The following is a 16,045-nucleotide window of genomic DNA, read 5'->3' as shown; positions in this document are numbered from 1 at the left end:
TGATGGCCTCTCCTGAAAGAAAAACACCCTGCCAGCGTACCGCTACAGGGTGGGGGTGACCATATCATTAGCCCCCGGGTAAAAACCCAGGGGCTCTGCATAATAAGGCATTTATGTCGTTAGTGCAGCGTATTATCCGCGGACATGCGCCACTGTCGCAGGCATCTCGGGTTGCGTGCGGACGTGCTTGGGCGGTTTGATCCACAACGCAATCAGCAGTGACAGCGCTGACAATACTGCGATCGCAATAAAGGTAGCGTGAAAACCACCCAGTCGCGCCGCAATGAAAGAGCCAGACAGCGCACCGATACCAAATCCCTGATAAATGACGCCATAGTTTTTACTGTGATGTTTCAGACCGAAGAAGTCGCCGACAATGACAGGGAACACAGTGATATTGCCGCCAAAGCAGAAGGCAATGGCGCTGACACAGATAAAAAACAACACAGGTGACAGCAGCAGGAAGGCCATAACCGTCACAGCCAATGCAGTAACCAGCAGCGTCCCGCTGACAACGCGCAGGCGGTCGACTTTATCTGACATTGCACCCAACACAATACGCCCTACCGTATTGAAAATAGCGTTAGCCGCCATTTGTTTATCCATACCAGCCATTTCCACACCGATATCCTTTACCACGCCAATCAGGTACAAACCGCTCATGCACGCCGTAAAGAAAATCACAAACAGCAGATAGGCTTCTTTGATCCCCAGCATTTCGCCCAAAGTAAAATCACGCGTACCGTAGGTGATTGCCGTTTTTCCATTGGCAGCATGTGTCGGCGGCTCTTTCAGCAAGGTGCTACCCAGTCCGATCATGATCATTGCCATCAGCCCCCAATAGAAAAAGGCATGAGATGCGCCTACTTATGAGATCAGAAAACTGTTGATATATTTAAATACCAAGCTGCCGGTACCAAATGCCCCGACAGAAACACCGGCAATCAACCCGTTGCGTTCAGGGAACCATTTGATCAGGTTGGACAGCGTGGTGATATACGCGGTGCCATCGGCAAAGCCAACCACAACGCCCATCAGCAAGTACATTCCCAGCAAAGAGGTCACTCCTGAACTGGCCATTAATTCCAGACCCAGCACGATACCGGCGCATAGCGTTAAGCGCCGAATGCCAATGCGCTCCTGCAATTTTCCGGCAAACAGCGTTGCAAACGCCAGGCTGAAACTGGTGATGGAAAACGTCGTTGCCACGGCGCTGAGCGACCACCCGAAAATGTCGACCAGCGGTTGGTTAAACAGACTCCAGGTGTAAATAGTCCCCAGCCCCATTTGCGCGATGATCGTGCCCAGTACGATCTGGCCGCGACGAGTTGGTTTGGCATTCATAGGCCGACCTCTTAGTAAAACGGTTCCCTGAGGGAACATCAAAGAAGGTAAGCAAAATGGGCCATGGTACCTGCACCTTAGACCACCCGCTTACGTGTTGGGGCCAGTCTACAAGCGGCGTGACGTGAAAAGATCGAATCAGGAATGAGATGCCGTCAAAACGGAATGAAATGCCGTTACAGGCGCATCAATGCACGAAAGATTTTTACCTTACTGCGGCTCACTGGCACTTCAAATTCCAACTCGTGCAACCGCAGGATGTAGGTATTATTGAACCAGGGTACGATTTCGCGGATTTTCGTCAGGTTGACGCAGTAAGAACGGTGGCAGCGAAAGAACATCTCTTCCGGTAACCGGCTACAAAACTCGGTAATGTTCATTGGCATGATAAAAGTTTCACGCCGTGTATAGACCAACGTCACCTTTTCCTGCGCAGCAGCGTAATAGATTTGATTGATGTCGGTAACGATAATGCGCTCATCTTTCATCAGATTGATGGTGTGTTGTCCTATGCGTGGGGCATTATCGGCGCTGATGTTTTCTGGCGTCGGGGCGGATTGCCGTAACTGCCAGGCATTTTTCAGCTTTTGCAGCATGGTGACGATGCGCGCCTCATGATAGGGAGTCAAACGCATCCACTTCAAAGGCTTCGACCGCATGTTCTTTATACGCGGTGATAAAGATAATGTACTGTTTTTGCGCAAACTTGCTGATGTTTTGCGCGAGAAAGACGCCATTAAGCGATGGTATGTTTATATCAAGAAAAATGGCATCAACGTCGTTGTGTTGCAGGTATTTCAGCACATCCATACCATCGTCAAACGTTGCCACGATCTCAATGTCGCTGTGCTGGCGAATCAGATAATTAAGTTCTTCCTGCGCCAGGAACTCATCTTCAACAATAATGGCTTTCACCACTTATCTCCTGCGACCATCGTGGCCATCACATTATTTTCCGGCACCATACGCGCAGAGTCAGCCACGCGCAATCGCTCTCCCAGATCTTTTACTGCTATGACCACCGAGTCCTTGCCACGGCAGGGTTGAATGCCGTGCACAATGGCATTTTCCACCAGCGGCTGGATCAACAGACTGGGAATTTGATAGGACAGATCGTCATCAATGTCGTAAATCACCGTGAGCTTTGCACCAAAGCGCGCCTGCTCAATGGCGATATAATCACGAATCTGGTAAAGCTCCTTTTTCACATCAATCAACGCATCATCGTTCAACTTAAGGTTGTAGCGCAGATAGCGCGACAAATTGATCACTAACTGACGCGCGGTATCAGGATTAATACGGATCGACGATGAAATGGCATTCAACGCATTAAAGAGAAAATGGGGGTTAATTTTACTCTGCAAGGCCCTCAGTTCAGCCTTATTCGCCATGTCACGCAGTTGCTCGGTGCGTGAAACCTCGATCTGGGTTGACATCAGTTGCGACAAACCAACAGCCATTATCTGCAATGAGTAAGTAATTCTATGGGCATGGCGATAATAAATTTTTAGCGTGCCCGTCACCTGTCCATGCTCAAATAACGGAATGACAATCATCGAATGAATTTCCGGCGTCAGATGCTGTTCATCATTATTTTTAATAATTATTTTGCCATCGAGAATCACCTGCTGCGTCATAGGACTAATAATGTCATGACCAATGTTGTATTTTTCTTTCCCGACGCCAACGTAGGCCAGAATATGCTGCGTATTGGTCATGGCGACCACATCGGCATTGATTTCAGTGCGAATAATACGACAGATCGCTGCCAGTGAATGACTATTGATATTACAGAAATAAGGCAGCGTCTTATGGGCAATATCCAATGCCAGTTTCGCTTGCCGTGCGGCTATCACCTCTTTTTCATTCGCCACACTCTACACCAGCAATACAATCAGCCCGATGCAGACAGATCCAGCAATCATCGGCACCGCAATCTTGGACACAATATCCAATCCCAGCGCGGTAGGCGTTGCCCAAAGTACCACCAGCAGCATCGTCAGCGACTCGCACATCATGCCGCCAAAAATACCGATGCTCCACTGTTTCTCTTTCTTCACCTTGCGATTGATGTAGCCCGCAGTAATTCCCGCGATAATACTGGTAATCAGACAAGGGACAGATGTGATGCCGTTGATATCGATCAAATAGCGATGCACACCAGCAATGGTGCCGGTCGCGATACCTACCCAAGGGCCAAACAGAATGCCGCCCGACATGACGGCAATCACCCTGACGTTAACCAGGGAGCCTTCAACGTTGATGCTTGAATAGGTGCCAAACAGCGCAAACAGGGAGAAGATAGCGGTGACCGCTGCGCGTTCGCGTTAAAAAAAACAGGCAAATCAACATTAACGCAGCGCGTTCAAACACTGCCAGTAACATTTCGAAGATTTCGTGCACAACCAATCCCACATCTAACGCGACACCAGCCCACCACTATAAAAAATGTGATCTATATTCCATTTTTTGTTTGCGCGTGGTGGGCTGAATAACGGAAATGTACGTTGTTAGCGGGGTTCCGAGACCATCTGTGCACGTAGCTGCTGAGTAAAATCTTCTGCCATCATGGGGTGACCAAACAGATATCCCTGCGCCTCTTCACAGCCTTTGTTGCGCAAGCGCTCGCATTGCTTCATGGTCTCTACGCCTTCAGCAATGACGTTAAGGCCAAAACTTTTGCCCAAATACAGAATGGCACGCACTATCGCCGCATCCGGCGGCGAATCGCACATGGCGCGTACAAAGGTTTGATCGATCTTAAGCCGGGTTACCGGATAATTCTTCAGCATGCTCAACGACGCGTAGCCCGTGCCATAATCATCAAAAGCAATACCAATTCCCGCATCCCGCAGCACTTTCAACGGCTGCAACATGTTTTCGTCATAGCGCAAGATGATGTTTTCTGTGATTTCCAACTCCAGCAAACCCGCGTCAAGCCCTGTGCGCGCCAGCACCTGCTCGATCTTTTGCGCCAGGGTGCCCGAACGGAACTGGGCGCTGAATAAATTAATACTGATACGAAAATTTTTGGCCCCTGCTTCACACCACTCCGCCGCTTGACGACATGCGGTTTCAACCACCCAGTCGCCGATACGTTCAGCCCAAGGGCCTCGTTCCAGCGCAGCCAAAAACGCGCCAGGTCCCAGCAACCCTTTTTGCGGATGCCGCCAGCGTAATAATGCCTCGGCGCCGATAATTTCATTGGTGATCAAATTGACTTGAGGCTGATAAAAAACTTCAAACTCGCACTGTTCGTAGGCGCGAATGAACTCCAATTGAAATGCATGCTTGGCTTGAAAGATCTCACGCATTTCGCGCGTGAAGAAACGGTGACAGTTGCGCCCTTCCGCTTTCGCCTGATAGAGCGCCAAATCGGCGCTGGTCAACAAATCCTGTGCCGTAATGCCATGCATAGGATAAAGCACCATGCCCACGCTGGCGCTGATGTTGATCTGGTGTTCCTCCACGATCATCGCCTGCGAAATTTCCTGAATAATGCGCTCCGCCGTCTCGGCGGCGAGTTTGAAATCACTTACGCCGGGCAGCAATACCGCAAATTCGTCGCCGCCCATTCGCGCTACGAGATCCCCAGCACGGACGCTGGATTGTATCTTCTTCGCGACGCTGACCAGTATTTCATCACCCCGAGCGTGCCCAAGGCTGTCGTTCACATCCTTATAGCACCGTAGCTCACGGTAAAGTCATCTGCCCACATGGAAACAGAAAGCTCTACTGGAATCAGAGCTTCACTACGACTTTGAACTTTAAGTTCAACGGTGACACCTTTGATGAGAGCTTCCTTGTCACTCACCGCGGCGTTGAATTTTTCGATAAAAGCTTTGGGAACAATCGTGTCGATGTTATTGCCAGTAATTTGCGCACGAGAATATTCGAGCATTTTCTCCGCTGACGCATTCCAAAATGTGATAATTCCCTTATCATTCACACAGATAATTGAGTCTAGTGAGGTGTTGGCAATATTCTCAAAGCGAACCTGACTGGCATTTCGCGCCAATTCAAGTCGCCGCATTTCCAGTCTGTCCATTACCAGTGCGGCTAAATCCTGCATGTTATGTTCGTCTCGGGCGCTCAGCGTGCGCCGGGGTTTAAGGTCAATGATGCACAATGTCCCAATAGCATAACCTGATAGCGTGCGTAACGGTATCCCCGCATAGAAACGGATATGAGTCGTTCCGACAACCATGGGATTATCTTTAAAGCGCGCATCGAATCTGGCATCGGGAATGACCATGATCTTGCGTCGCAAAATAGCATGCGCGCAGAAAGAGGCTTCACGCGACGTTTCGCAAACCGATATCCCCAAACCAGCAGCCAGTAACTGACGCTGTTCTTCAATCAGAGACACCAGCACGATGGGGACGTTGAGCACATTTGCCGCCAAATTGAGCAAATTATTCAAGCCAGGATCGCAAAGGCCATGGTCGATGCCGTATTCGCTCAGGGCAGCCAAGCGTTTTGCCTCATCTTTTTAGTCTTGGTGCCTGGCTCATACAGTGCCTTCTACGCTACCGATGGTCATAACGTTAAGATAATGATGCCGTGCCTGGTCACAGATGCAGATGAATGACGCACGTTCAATTCACACGGATACGGGGAATCCTGTACCGTCAGTAATCAAGCTTTGCTCTACTCGCTTGGTTACCAGGCCGTCGCTATGCTTTTGTTGCCGAAACCTTGTCTTCAAGCGTAGCAGAAATGCGTAAGAATCTGTTCGAGTGTTAATAGTATGGCTGCGTTTTGTTCGCTTCGTTGCAGGAGGCTTTAAAATTAAGGAACATCGTATATCCTTGGCAACATTGGTAGCCAAGAGGCGTGATTAGCATCACAGCACTACCTGTGGCTCAAGGTATTGAGCCTTACCTTTGTCGAAGAGACAGAACTATTGTCGGCATAGAAAAGAGCGCTTAATAATATAAGCAAATGTGAATATAAGCTGAATGAGATAGTTGCGGTGTAATCAACACCGTAGTGTTACAGTCAACGCCACGCATAATCACCGACATTAAATAGCTCTCAACCTATTTCTTAGGCGCTACGTCACTATCAGCGTTAACCGATATATTGCGCCATAGATAGAAGATATTCGCTATTTTATTTATCTCATCCCTGAGTAACGGCGTTATTATGCGAGAAAATAACTAATTGAATGCTCTGGCGTATCATTCTTTGCATAAATGGTTAAGTTCCACTCACCAGTATAAGGAACAGTGAAATAGACCTCATCTTCAGCACTAATGCTAATACTGTTGTTTTGCATCACCTCCGGTGTGGTTTGCAATTCCGGTGTAGAATCGCTCATATGAATATCAAACGTATTAAAACACCGAACAATTACCGTATCACCACCAAACAGGTTAAGGCATGTGCGAATAACCGACATATTTCCTCCGCAGCATAACGTAACGTTATACTTTGCTCGAATCAATTTATATTAATGGAGCCATTTCCCAGACGACGGGATTTTCATAACACCAAAAAGCGGGTTCGTCGATTGTGATTTAGATCAAGGTTTACTCACGTTTTTACAGTCGGTCGAACCCATTAAAATCTCACACAAAACACCTTATAAATGGCAATGTTATTGTTGTTTATTTGACGCATTTCAACTACATCAACGCAACATTTTTGCATTGCTACACGAACTCAGATAATCCTCGGGTATTATTAAAGGCATGCTCGTCCCCGATTCTTTGACGCGTGGACAACGTCAGAAATTTTGGCAATGGTTTAGCCACCTTATTCCCAGGAGCGCCAGTGTTATACTGCTGCACCTCTTTATTTCCACCGTGAAGCAAAATGGTCTGTAACAGTTGTTGTTCCGCTCTGTCCAGCGAACTTCTCGGTAAACTGACATTCAAGGCTTGTGTCATCACGCCAGTGTCATGTTGATGCATTTTCACTGTTTCACGTTTAATTTCCGCATCCAACATACCGGTTCTGTCTTTACCACTCTTGCAGTTCCAACAAGGCATCGCACCAATTTCATTGGCGAGCAGGGCAACACGCAAAGCCGCTTTATAGGGTACGCTACCATCACGATGGTGCGTTTTATTGGCCAAAATGGTTTTTAACTGCTGGCTTAGCGTTCGAACTTTTTGTGCATTTTCTGCCGTAGGATGTTTAGATAAATAGTCTCCCCCCCATCCTTTTGGTGGAGAAGTTACGCTTAAATCATTGCCGAGCAGCGTTTTCAGCGCCGCTTCATTGTAACCATCGGCCTGTTTCCACCCTATGTTGCCTATGAGTACAAACTCATTGACGCCGAAGTTGAATGCCGCAACGTTCAGATTGACCGAGGCGTGATAAATATTGCCCTGTGCATCCCTTAACGGAACCTGCAACGGCTGCTGTTGACTCAGTTGCGCCCATGCCTGCATCTGGTCGTCCATCATTTCTTTTTCAGCCCCGAACCCTCCAGTAACCAATGATGTTGAAGCCAAATTCAGCGCCACCGTTTTTCCTTGCTCGGCGTCACGCAGCGGGCGAACAGCGCGGCAGTAACCACTTCCATAGCACGCGTTTGTGCACCGAAATAACGTGCATCCGAATTTTTTGCCAATCCAAAAGGAGACAAGATACCGTGAAGAATCCCAGTAAACAGCCTTTGCGGTGTCCCCTTTTCACCAAGGGCACTGAATTCTGACAGCCATAAATTCGTGGCATGTGAGGTTTCTTGCGAGGAGGAGGAAGCAATACCCTTGTCATTGTAGCGGGTATGAAAAATACCGCTCTCACCCTGCTTCATCTGTCCGGCCGGCGTGAGCGTACACTGATAGTCCACATTGTTATGTTGAAAACGCGTATTGATCGTTTCCCATTTCCGGGTATTTAGCTCCTCGCGCAAGCCTGCCGCAAAAGCTTGCTTGGCTTGTGCTTTTGCTTATTTTTTCGGAAATCCTAGATTGGTAAACTCTCTTGTCAGCCCGTCTATCAATAGCGGCTTTATGGTTTTCGCTCTCTGCAACTCCTATTTGGTGAGCGCTCTGTTTTCCGCGTGCAGTTTCTCGCGAGTTTGATCCAGTAATGATGAGAGATCGCGCCCCAATGCCAACATTGCGCTGGTGGCGGCGCTGAGCAAATGCCCTTCTAAAACACTTAGCGCTTCTGTTGTGCGGGAGGACGTGTCTACGTCTTCACGTTTACGTTCAACATCCGAGTTCTTTGCTGCTTTATACTGTTTAACACGCTGTGCCACTGTACTTATAAAGGTTTTTTTCTTATCAGCCGTGATATGCAATGTTGGCCTGTCATTGATTTGCACTGCGGACTTTAGGTGATTCACCCACAATTTTGTGTTGTCAGAGGTGACTGGCCCCTCCGTTTTTGCACTACTATTCAGATGGTTATTAACATGATATTTCTGTCGTCGGATGCCCAATAAACCATTTACGCTCATAGAATAACTCCTCCACTTATTGAGCGATAACGTTACTGGCCCCGAATGCGATCAACTACTATTAAACGCCCAATTCAACGGTGATAGCGATGACTCGCTGATGAAGATGAAAATGTCTACGTTGCGGGAGGGTAGCACCCTACAGGCGAACCACGAACTGCTTCATCCCTGAATGATATTTCCTGAGCAAATAGAGCGATGTAAGGCATAAAGGAAAGCAGAGTGCCGCTGCAATCCTTACATCACTCAACCAGCGTTTGCGCTTTATAGATGCTCCGGTAATGCGCTAACCGAGCTTCAAAATAGGCTCTTTTTTCCGGTGAGATTTTCTGGGCGATTGTTTCTACGCATATTTCACGCTTCTGGCTTTCCATAAAGGCGACTGTCGATGCAGCAAAATCTGCATACTTGTCACTGTATTCGAGAATCATCTTTTCAAAATTAATCATACCAACAGATCCTCCCTTGTGGTCAGCACCATGCTGTATTAAAAATATACAACACCCTGTGTAAAACACGTTGTAAGCGATACAGAAAAACATTGCCGCAGATCACAAAGTGAGCAGTCAATTTTCCTATCACGCGATATGCAGGTAACGCTGGATACCACGTTCCTAAATGCCGTATAGTTTGTCTTTGCTGACAGGTATAGAGGACATACGTGGTGTTGCGGCATTCAGTCACATCCTCCAGAATTCGCGCGATCGGCTACGATCTCGATAAACGCATATTGGAAATCGCCTTTCATAACGGTGAGATTTATCAATACCTAGATGTTCCGGAAAGAATTTATAAAAAATACATTTCCGATGCAGTGGTTTCGAAAGGCCGGTTTTTCGATGGGGTGATAAAAGGGAAATTTTTATGCCACCAATTGGCCTAGTCGGGCCGTAGGCGTTTTTTCAGTAACAAACATTCTGGGTAACAAAAAGGCAAACGGGAGCTAAGCTCCCGTTTGTTGGTTAACACCGTTGCTCACCAGGCAGAGGCCTGGTGAACGACAATTACGGCTGCTTACCGATGTAAGCCAGGATACCGCCGTCAACGTACAGAATGTGACCATTCACGAAATCAGACGCGTTGGACGCCAGGAATAAAGCAGGCCTTTTCAGATCGTCGGTCGTGCCCCAGCGTGCAGCGGGTGTTTTTGCGATGATGAACTGGTCGAACGGATGACGAGAGCCATCAGCCTGAATTTCACGCAGCGGTGCAGTTTGCAGCATAGCGATGTAGCCAGGGCCAATACCGTTACATTGAATGTTGGCTTCGCCAAATTCAGAACAGATATTTTTGGTCAGCATTTTCAGGCCGCCTTTTGCCGCCGCATATCCAGCGACAGTTTCGCGACCCAGTTCGCTCATCATGGAGCAGATGTTGATGATTTTGCCGTGACCTTTTTTGATCATCGACGGCAAAACAGCCTTGGAAACGATGAATGGCGCGTTCAAGTCAACATCGATCACTTTACGGAAATCAGACACTTCCATTTCAAGCATCGGAGTGCGTTGAATGATACCGGCGTTGTTGACCAGAATATCAATCACACCCACTTCTTCTTCGATTTTTTTAACTGTTGCGTTTACCGCAGCTTCATCAGTTACGTCAAAGACATAACCGTGCGCTTTCAGACCAGCGTATTTATAAGTGGCTAAGCCTTTTTCGATCGCATCTTGTTTGATACCATTAAAAACGATTGTCGCCCCAGCTTCGCCCAATGCACTGGCAATGGCAATGGCAAAACCAATACAGTAAGAGGCCCCTGTGACCAGAGCCACTTTACCTTCAAGAGAAAACTGCTGCTGATAATTACTCATTTAACCATTCCCATATCGATTTAGCGAAAAGATTAAGAGCGATATGATTCACATCACCGCATCTCTGTAATCGCCCCTTCATACTTCCGTCATCTGATACCGATCAACCAGAAGCGCGGCACTTACTGTGAGGCTACTGCGTTAGAACAACGTAATCATATCCAGTCCTAGAGTCATAAAATACCACACGCCAACAAAAAAACGGAAAATTGTTTCATTTTATAAGTAACGATATTTTGTGAAAAAGCTATGGAGATCAAATTTTATAGCGCGTTGTTCCACATGGCTGCCCCCCTCACCCGATTACGCTACCTGACCTCGCAGGGCAGAACATCAATAAAATCAGAGCGCCATCCGAAGAGATTCGTAAAGAACATGCAAATTGGCAAAATGATGAATGAAACCGCTGGATAAGCTGAATGCCTTACCTCTATCATATAGCAAGTATGAATGAGGAGTGCGCCGTTTGCTGAAACCTTCAGGTCAGGCAGCTTGCTGGAGTGAGGACATCCCCCCAGGTATCAGGGTTTTCGTCCCAGTGTGCCGCTTACAGAAAGTCTGTTTCTTTATGCGATACATCCCTTTCTTTCTGTATAGTGCGTATAGGAACATCATGAGTTCGAGCATTCGTTTTTGTCCTGCCTTTTTCCATCCTCGCTACTGGCTAACCTGGTTTGGTGTTACGGTACTTTTCCTCTTGGTCCAACTGCCCTACCCCGTGCTGATTCGTCTGGGTGCACTATGTGGTCGGTTGTCGCGGCCTTTTCTTAAACGAAGAGAAACCATCGCGCGTAGGAATCTTAAACTCTGCTTCCCTACGTTAAACGACGAAGAACAAGAACGGCTTATTGCCGGTAACTTTGCGTCGCTGGGAATGGCGCTGGTCGAAACCGGGATTGCCTGGTTTTGGCCCAACGAGCGCATTCGTAAACTGTTCGACGTGCAAGGTTTACAAAATCTCCAGCGCGCTCAAGAGAACAAACGCGGCGTTATGGTGGTTGGCGTGCATTTTATGTCGCTGGAGCTGGGTGGTCGTGCCATGGGCCAGTGCCAACCAATGATGGCGATGTATCGTCCACACAATAACCACTTGCTGGAGTGGGTGCAGACCAAGGGCAGAATGCGTTCCAATAAAGCGATGATTGATCGCCGAAATCTGAAGGCCATGGTCGCCGCTTTGCGTCAGGGAGAAGCCGTCTGGTTTGCTCCCGATCAGGATTACGGCCCGAAAGGCAGCACCTTTGCGCCCTTCTTCGCGGTCAGCGATGTGGCAACAACCAACGGAACTTACGTCCTTTCCCGTCTTTCCGGTGCAGCTATGCTGACTATCACGCTCATCAGGAAACCAGATCTTACTGGTTATACGCTAATTATCGAGCCTGAACTGTTGGATTATCCGAAAAACGATGAATCTGCGGCAGCGACCTACATCAACAAGGTCATAGAACGCGAAATATTGCGCGCACCTGAGCAGTATCTCTGGGTTCACCGACGCTTTAAAACGCGGCCACAAGGCGAAAAATCACTGTATATCTAAATGATACTGCCAAGGAAATAAGGAGAAATACCAATGAGTAAAATCACAATGATAATGATTGTTGTAGCTATCGTTGTGGGCGCAGGCAGCTATCTGGTATGGTAGTAGCAGAGAATCCGTAGACGGGCTCGGGCAAGCGGCTCTCGTTGCCCTGCAACTTAATTCCCTGTCTTTAAACCCAAATCAGCCCAGCGATTACCGCTGGGCTGATTTGGGTAGCACTGATTAACAATGTATTTTTACATCTGAATGATTTGTCTTTATTTTATTTGAAATCGACCATCATTTGTTGCGGTATAGATAAATGACGAGAGCTACTTACACAAGTCAATATAATCAGTAAACTTTGGTGGTTTTGGCATACCTAAACTTAATAATTTATGATTATCAAACCGAACATTCAACTCGGCAAATTGACCATATAAATACATTGCTTTGAGCATAATCCGCTCATAACAAGGACCAAATATTTTTTCAAATCGCGACGCATTGTTAACAAAACATCATAACTAACCTTGGCATATTTATCGCCAACGGATTTCCGCTGCATAGCATCAGCTATTGCATTATCAATTTCTTTGAACTGTACACAATGTTCGTCCCCTGCCGAGATATGAACAACCTCTCCATTAAGCAGATCACGGTTAAGGAGCATGATGATGGCTTCAGCACAATAATCTACCGGGATCACATCAATGCGATCTTTCTTGAGCACATGAATTTCTGTAACATCACTCCCATATTGAAAACCCAGAAAATGCTGCTGGACGGTTTGCAACCGTGTTTGGTGTGACCAACAACGATAGAAGGACGCGCAAATAAAAGTGGCATTTCAGGGCAATGCTTACGCATTAGTTTTTCAACAATCAGTTTCGAGTGCGTATATTCAACAAAATGGTTCTTACTTTCAATAAAATGAGTATCTTCAGAAACAAGTGTATTGGGCTCTGGCGTGCAAAACATCGCCGTACCCACATGCAGAAATCGCTGTAACCCCTTCACCTTAGCCATTCTTTTGGCTAACGCGAGAGTACCATCAACGTTAACTTTCCAAATCATCGGGTTCTTACCAAATGACGCAATAGCAGCACAATTAATCACATGCGTTATGCTATCTAACCGAGGGTCCTCTAAATATAAGTCGGATTTACCAAGATCTCCCAATAATATATTACTCTCTGTTATTTTTGATAATTTACTCTCACTGATATTGAACTTTCGCATATTTTCATGAACGCGCCTGACCGCATCACCATAAGAGTCAGCGCGAACAAGTAGAAGTAAATCACAGCTAAGATCATTATTAATAATATTTTCCAGTGTAGCTCCACCAACAAATCCTGTAACCCCAGTAATTAATATCTTATTCATTTTTTCTCGCAGACTCACTTTTTCTAAAAGCACAAACAATGTACATGTATTACGTTAATTTAAAGGACGATACTATCCGCTTACAAAGTAGTAAGACCATCATATGACTCTGGCTATCCCAGACTTTTTTACGTTTCTGTGAACACCAAGTAATGTATATAAAACCCATATATTGCAAGGGATCATACCTAAATCGGTGTATCCTGCATACAAAGAATCTATTTAATCGTGTTCTTTAACACATTAATTAGCCTATACCGGACCTAAGGATTGTTAGGCACCACAATTTTCCCTCTCTATATTGTTACTATAATAGATTATGGATGGGAATATTACACAGGCGTTATTAAACAAAGCTTCAATAAATGCATCCTTGTTTAATCCTTGTGGGTATCCAAAAAATGAACGGGTTGTGTTGTCAACTTGCTCAAGTGAAATTTAAAGCAAAAATTCTTTATGGATAGCTTACTTGGATTCGATAACGCTTATACTGGCATCCACGCCGGATGCACGACCAATACCGTTCTCAATCTCATAGTGAAGGTGATTATCGGCAACTAAAAAGCCTGTTTTTTGTACAGTTTTGAAGAATGGTTTTAGGGGAATGTTTACGCAGAATTGGATTGCCGGGCTGGAATAGGTTGACCGGGCTAGGATTGGGGATAGCCTTCGGTAAAGCGTCTTTTTTCGTCGTTGCTTTATCGACTTTTGCGCTCATTGCCCGACGCGAGCTTCGATGCAACGACGCGCGGACTGGTCATTCAATCCATGCTTTTCACACAATTACTGCGCAGTGATGCCTGTTTCGGCGTTTTCCGCCAAGAAGGCAGCCTGCAATATTTTCCAATCGTGATTTTTCATAACGTCCTACTGAGTCCACCTCGGGGAAGTGGCTGGGAATGTCTTATTCACCACACTTCGGTTGAGGTGTAACACGCTGTGTGGTTAAACCTATGGCCTTAACCTCTTTTTCAATATGCTGATTGGTGATTTGTGTCATGGGATAACCTTTTGTTGAGACAAAAGAAAGCCCCAGTGGGTGCTGAGGCTAGAATGGTAACAATCTGATGGGATAACTATTTACTTGCAGGAAGATTAAGAAGTAGCTCATCGACTACCGATACCCAATTCATATCAGACTCTTCTGTCAGCTAACTTGCATATGGATTATCACAGACGCTTCCCCATCCGACCCAACATTACTGTTTCATAAGTTTTATGGCATGAAGCATCGCAGGTATAAATGCGATTAGAAATGACAGTAAGAAAATAAAATAATTAGAAAGCTCAACATATGCAACTGTCAAATAATCCGTCAATAGAGTGCTAACAAGGAGAAGCTGAATTCCTGAGAATAAAGCTAACAAAATGACAAAAGCAAAAATACTGAGTAAAAGAAATACGGAAAAATGTGTGCATGTCATCTTGTTATGACGAGAAAAAGCATTTTTAAAATTTCTGAAATAAGCGAACATATCCATACACACATGATTCCAATAGATTAAATTAACACCAATATCATTACTTTGCTACAACTCCTTCTTCCCAACGTGATTCAATCTCACGTATGTCAGCCAATTGTCTGAACGCTTTATCTAGCATCGTTAATAACGGATCAATCCAATAAACGGCCTGTCCATACGTCAATCGACAGCTGGCGGCAGTGGCACCAGCACTGGTTGCGTCAGTTCCGCTGGCAACGGGACGCATTGCGCTGGTACGTAAACGGTGCGCGAACTCGAGCAACCGGCCAGCCACATCATCAGGCACGCACTGGCGGCCAGCCGGATCACGTTTGATGATGGTGCGGTAAACAATCTGCTTTTCATCTGATTGAGCCTTAATGTTAATGCCGTATTGGTTGGCCTGTTTGGAGATTTCGTTGTAGCGATGAAATTGCAGTGCCTGGCCTGCAATAATCGCTTGCTGCCCTGTGCTGATATCCTCTGACTGCTTCTTATCCCGCAGTGCGACATCCGTATCCCAACTCAATCCCTGTACATACCACCCAGCACTGAACGCAGCAACCAACGCACCTCCAAGTAGCAGTACTTTCATTTTCGCGATTAACATGGTTCCTCTATTAAAAAGTAAATGCATTGATAAGGTTGAGTACCCCAGATTTCACGTGGCGCTATTGAAACAAGCCATTGATAAATACTCATTTGGATATCGATTTGATACGCCGACAAAGTGCTCTCTCCTTTTCACGCCGCACAATCAACCCATCAAGAAGTTTATTGTTTGCATAAATCCAACAAGGAAACTGATTACAAGCAGCAATATATGCTCCCCTAACTGTAAGTATCCCGGTAAACCGAACCATTCACTTTTAGAGATCTTCTGACACACTGATTATGTCCCGTTGAGGAGATCGCCATGCGTAAAGCCCGATTCACCGAACACCAGATCATCGCCGTTTTAAAGTCTGTTGAAGCTGGACGTACCGTCAAAGACGTTTGCCGCGAAGCGGGAATATCTGAAGCCTCGTACTACAACTGGAAAGCAAAGTTTGGGGGTATGGAAGCGTCTGATATCAAAAAGATGAAAGATCTTGAA

8 protein-coding genes and 8 pseudogenes are annotated in these 16,045 nt (G+C 46.3%); 3 read left to right on the top strand and 13 right to left on the bottom strand.

Going from position 1 to position 16,045, the window contains the following annotated elements; translation table 11 throughout:
• Positions 1-132: 132 nt before the first annotated feature.
• The 9 genes and pseudogenes from CS369_RS10150 to CS369_RS10110 form a co-directional block, all read right to left on the bottom strand.
• A pseudogene (locus CS369_RS10150) lies at positions 133-1,344 on the bottom strand (OFA family MFS transporter).
• A 176-nt stretch (positions 1,345-1,520) separates the two neighbouring features.
• Positions 1,521-1,853: pseudogene (locus CS369_RS25160) on the bottom strand (LytTR family DNA-binding domain-containing protein); the annotation flags it as partial.
• A 68-nt stretch (positions 1,854-1,921) separates the two neighbouring features.
• A pseudogene (locus CS369_RS25155) lies at positions 1,922-2,259 on the bottom strand (response regulator); the annotation flags it as partial.
• A gap of 62 nt (positions 2,260-2,321) precedes the next feature.
• Positions 2,322-3,747 (bottom strand): annotated as a pseudogene (locus CS369_RS10140) (LytS/YhcK type 5TM receptor domain-containing protein); the annotation flags it as partial.
• A gap of 107 nt (positions 3,748-3,854) precedes the next feature.
• Positions 3,855-5,818 (bottom strand): annotated as a pseudogene (locus CS369_RS10135) (EAL domain-containing protein).
• Between the two features lie 672 nt (positions 5,819-6,490).
• The gene (locus tag CS369_RS10130; protein ID WP_196906984.1) at positions 6,491-6,748 is read right to left on the bottom strand and encodes a hypothetical protein; all 258 of its coding nucleotides are present in this window, start codon (positions 6,746-6,748) and stop codon (positions 6,491-6,493) included.
• A 253-nt stretch (positions 6,749-7,001) separates the two neighbouring features.
• A pseudogene (locus CS369_RS10125) lies at positions 7,002-8,212 on the bottom strand (inositol phosphate phosphatase SopB).
• Positions 8,213-8,335: 123 nt separating this feature from the next.
• On the bottom strand, positions 8,336-8,764 hold the full coding sequence (locus tag CS369_RS10115) for a hypothetical protein (RefSeq protein WP_196906981.1): 429 nt from the start codon (positions 8,762-8,764) through the stop codon (positions 8,336-8,338).
• A 242-nt stretch (positions 8,765-9,006) separates the two neighbouring features.
• On the bottom strand, positions 9,007-9,213 hold the full coding sequence (locus tag CS369_RS10110) for a DNA polymerase III subunit theta (RefSeq protein ID WP_196906980.1): 207 nt from the start codon (positions 9,211-9,213) through the stop codon (positions 9,007-9,009).
• A gap of 215 nt (positions 9,214-9,428) precedes the next feature.
• Here CS369_RS10110 and CS369_RS10105 point away from each other — a divergent pair, with 215 nt between their 5' ends.
• Positions 9,429-9,647, top strand: a complete 219-nt coding sequence (locus CS369_RS10105; RefSeq protein WP_196906985.1) for a KTSC domain-containing protein — start codon at positions 9,429-9,431, stop codon at positions 9,645-9,647.
• A 121-nt stretch (positions 9,648-9,768) separates the two neighbouring features.
• On the opposite strand, the gene CS369_RS10100 is transcribed toward CS369_RS10105, so the two are convergent.
• Positions 9,769-10,578: a gluconate 5-dehydrogenase gene (locus CS369_RS10100; protein ID WP_196906979.1), complete on the bottom strand. Its 810-nt coding sequence runs from the start codon at positions 10,576-10,578 to the stop codon at positions 9,769-9,771.
• A 613-nt stretch (positions 10,579-11,191) separates the two neighbouring features.
• Here CS369_RS10100 and lpxP point away from each other — a divergent pair.
• Positions 11,192-12,115 (top strand): kdo(2)-lipid IV(A) palmitoleoyltransferase, encoded by a 924-nt coding sequence (gene lpxP / locus CS369_RS10095; protein WP_196906978.1) that lies wholly within the window; start codon positions 11,192-11,194, stop codon positions 12,113-12,115.
• Positions 12,116-12,380: 265 nt separating this feature from the next.
• Here the strand turns inward: lpxP and CS369_RS10090 are convergent.
• From CS369_RS10090 to CS369_RS25150, 3 genes and pseudogenes are all read right to left on the bottom strand, one after another.
• Positions 12,381-13,486, bottom strand: a pseudogene (locus CS369_RS10090) (SDR family oxidoreductase).
• A 1,521-nt stretch (positions 13,487-15,007) separates the two neighbouring features.
• The gene (locus CS369_RS10085; RefSeq protein ID WP_196906977.1) at positions 15,008-15,559 is read right to left on the bottom strand and encodes a hypothetical protein; all 552 of its coding nucleotides are present in this window, start codon (positions 15,557-15,559) and stop codon (positions 15,008-15,010) included.
• A gap of 88 nt (positions 15,560-15,647) precedes the next feature.
• Positions 15,648-15,779, bottom strand: a pseudogene (locus tag CS369_RS25150) (glycoside hydrolase family protein); the annotation flags it as partial.
• Positions 15,780-15,865: 86 nt separating this feature from the next.
• Between CS369_RS25150 and CS369_RS10080 the strand changes: the two are divergent.
• Positions 15,866-16,045, top strand: a 180-nt coding sequence (locus CS369_RS10080; RefSeq protein ID WP_037381446.1) for a transposase, incomplete at its 3' end; no start/stop codon positions are given.

This window comes from Candidatus Symbiopectobacterium sp. 'North America', assembly GCF_015762685.1.
Classification (GTDB): domain Bacteria; phylum Pseudomonadota; class Gammaproteobacteria; order Enterobacterales; family Enterobacteriaceae; genus Symbiopectobacterium.
This window is presented reverse-complemented; position numbering and strand designations above follow the sequence as displayed.

What these genes read in the sequence shown, in the direction of transcription:
- CS369_RS10130 (WP_196906984.1), bottom strand. Translation starts at nt 6,748, where the DNA reads ATGTCGGTTATTCGCACATGCCTTAACCTGTTTGGTGGTGATACGGTA.
- CS369_RS10115 (WP_196906981.1), bottom strand. Translation starts at nt 8,764, where the DNA reads ATGAGCGTAAATGGTTTATTGGGCATCCGACGACAGAAATATCATGTT.
- CS369_RS10110 (WP_196906980.1), bottom strand. Translation starts at nt 9,213, where the DNA reads ATGATTAATTTTGAAAAGATGATTCTCGAATACAGTGACAAGTATGCA.
- CS369_RS10100 (WP_196906979.1), bottom strand. Translation starts at nt 10,578, where the DNA reads ATGAGTAATTATCAGCAGCAGTTTTCTCTTGAAGGTAAAGTGGCTCTG.
- lpxP (WP_196906978.1), top strand. Translation starts at nt 11,192, where the DNA reads ATGAGTTCGAGCATTCGTTTTTGTCCTGCCTTTTTCCATCCTCGCTAC.
- CS369_RS10085 (WP_196906977.1), bottom strand. Translation starts at nt 15,559, where the DNA reads ATGTTAATCGCGAAAATGAAAGTACTGCTACTTGGAGGTGCGTTGGTT.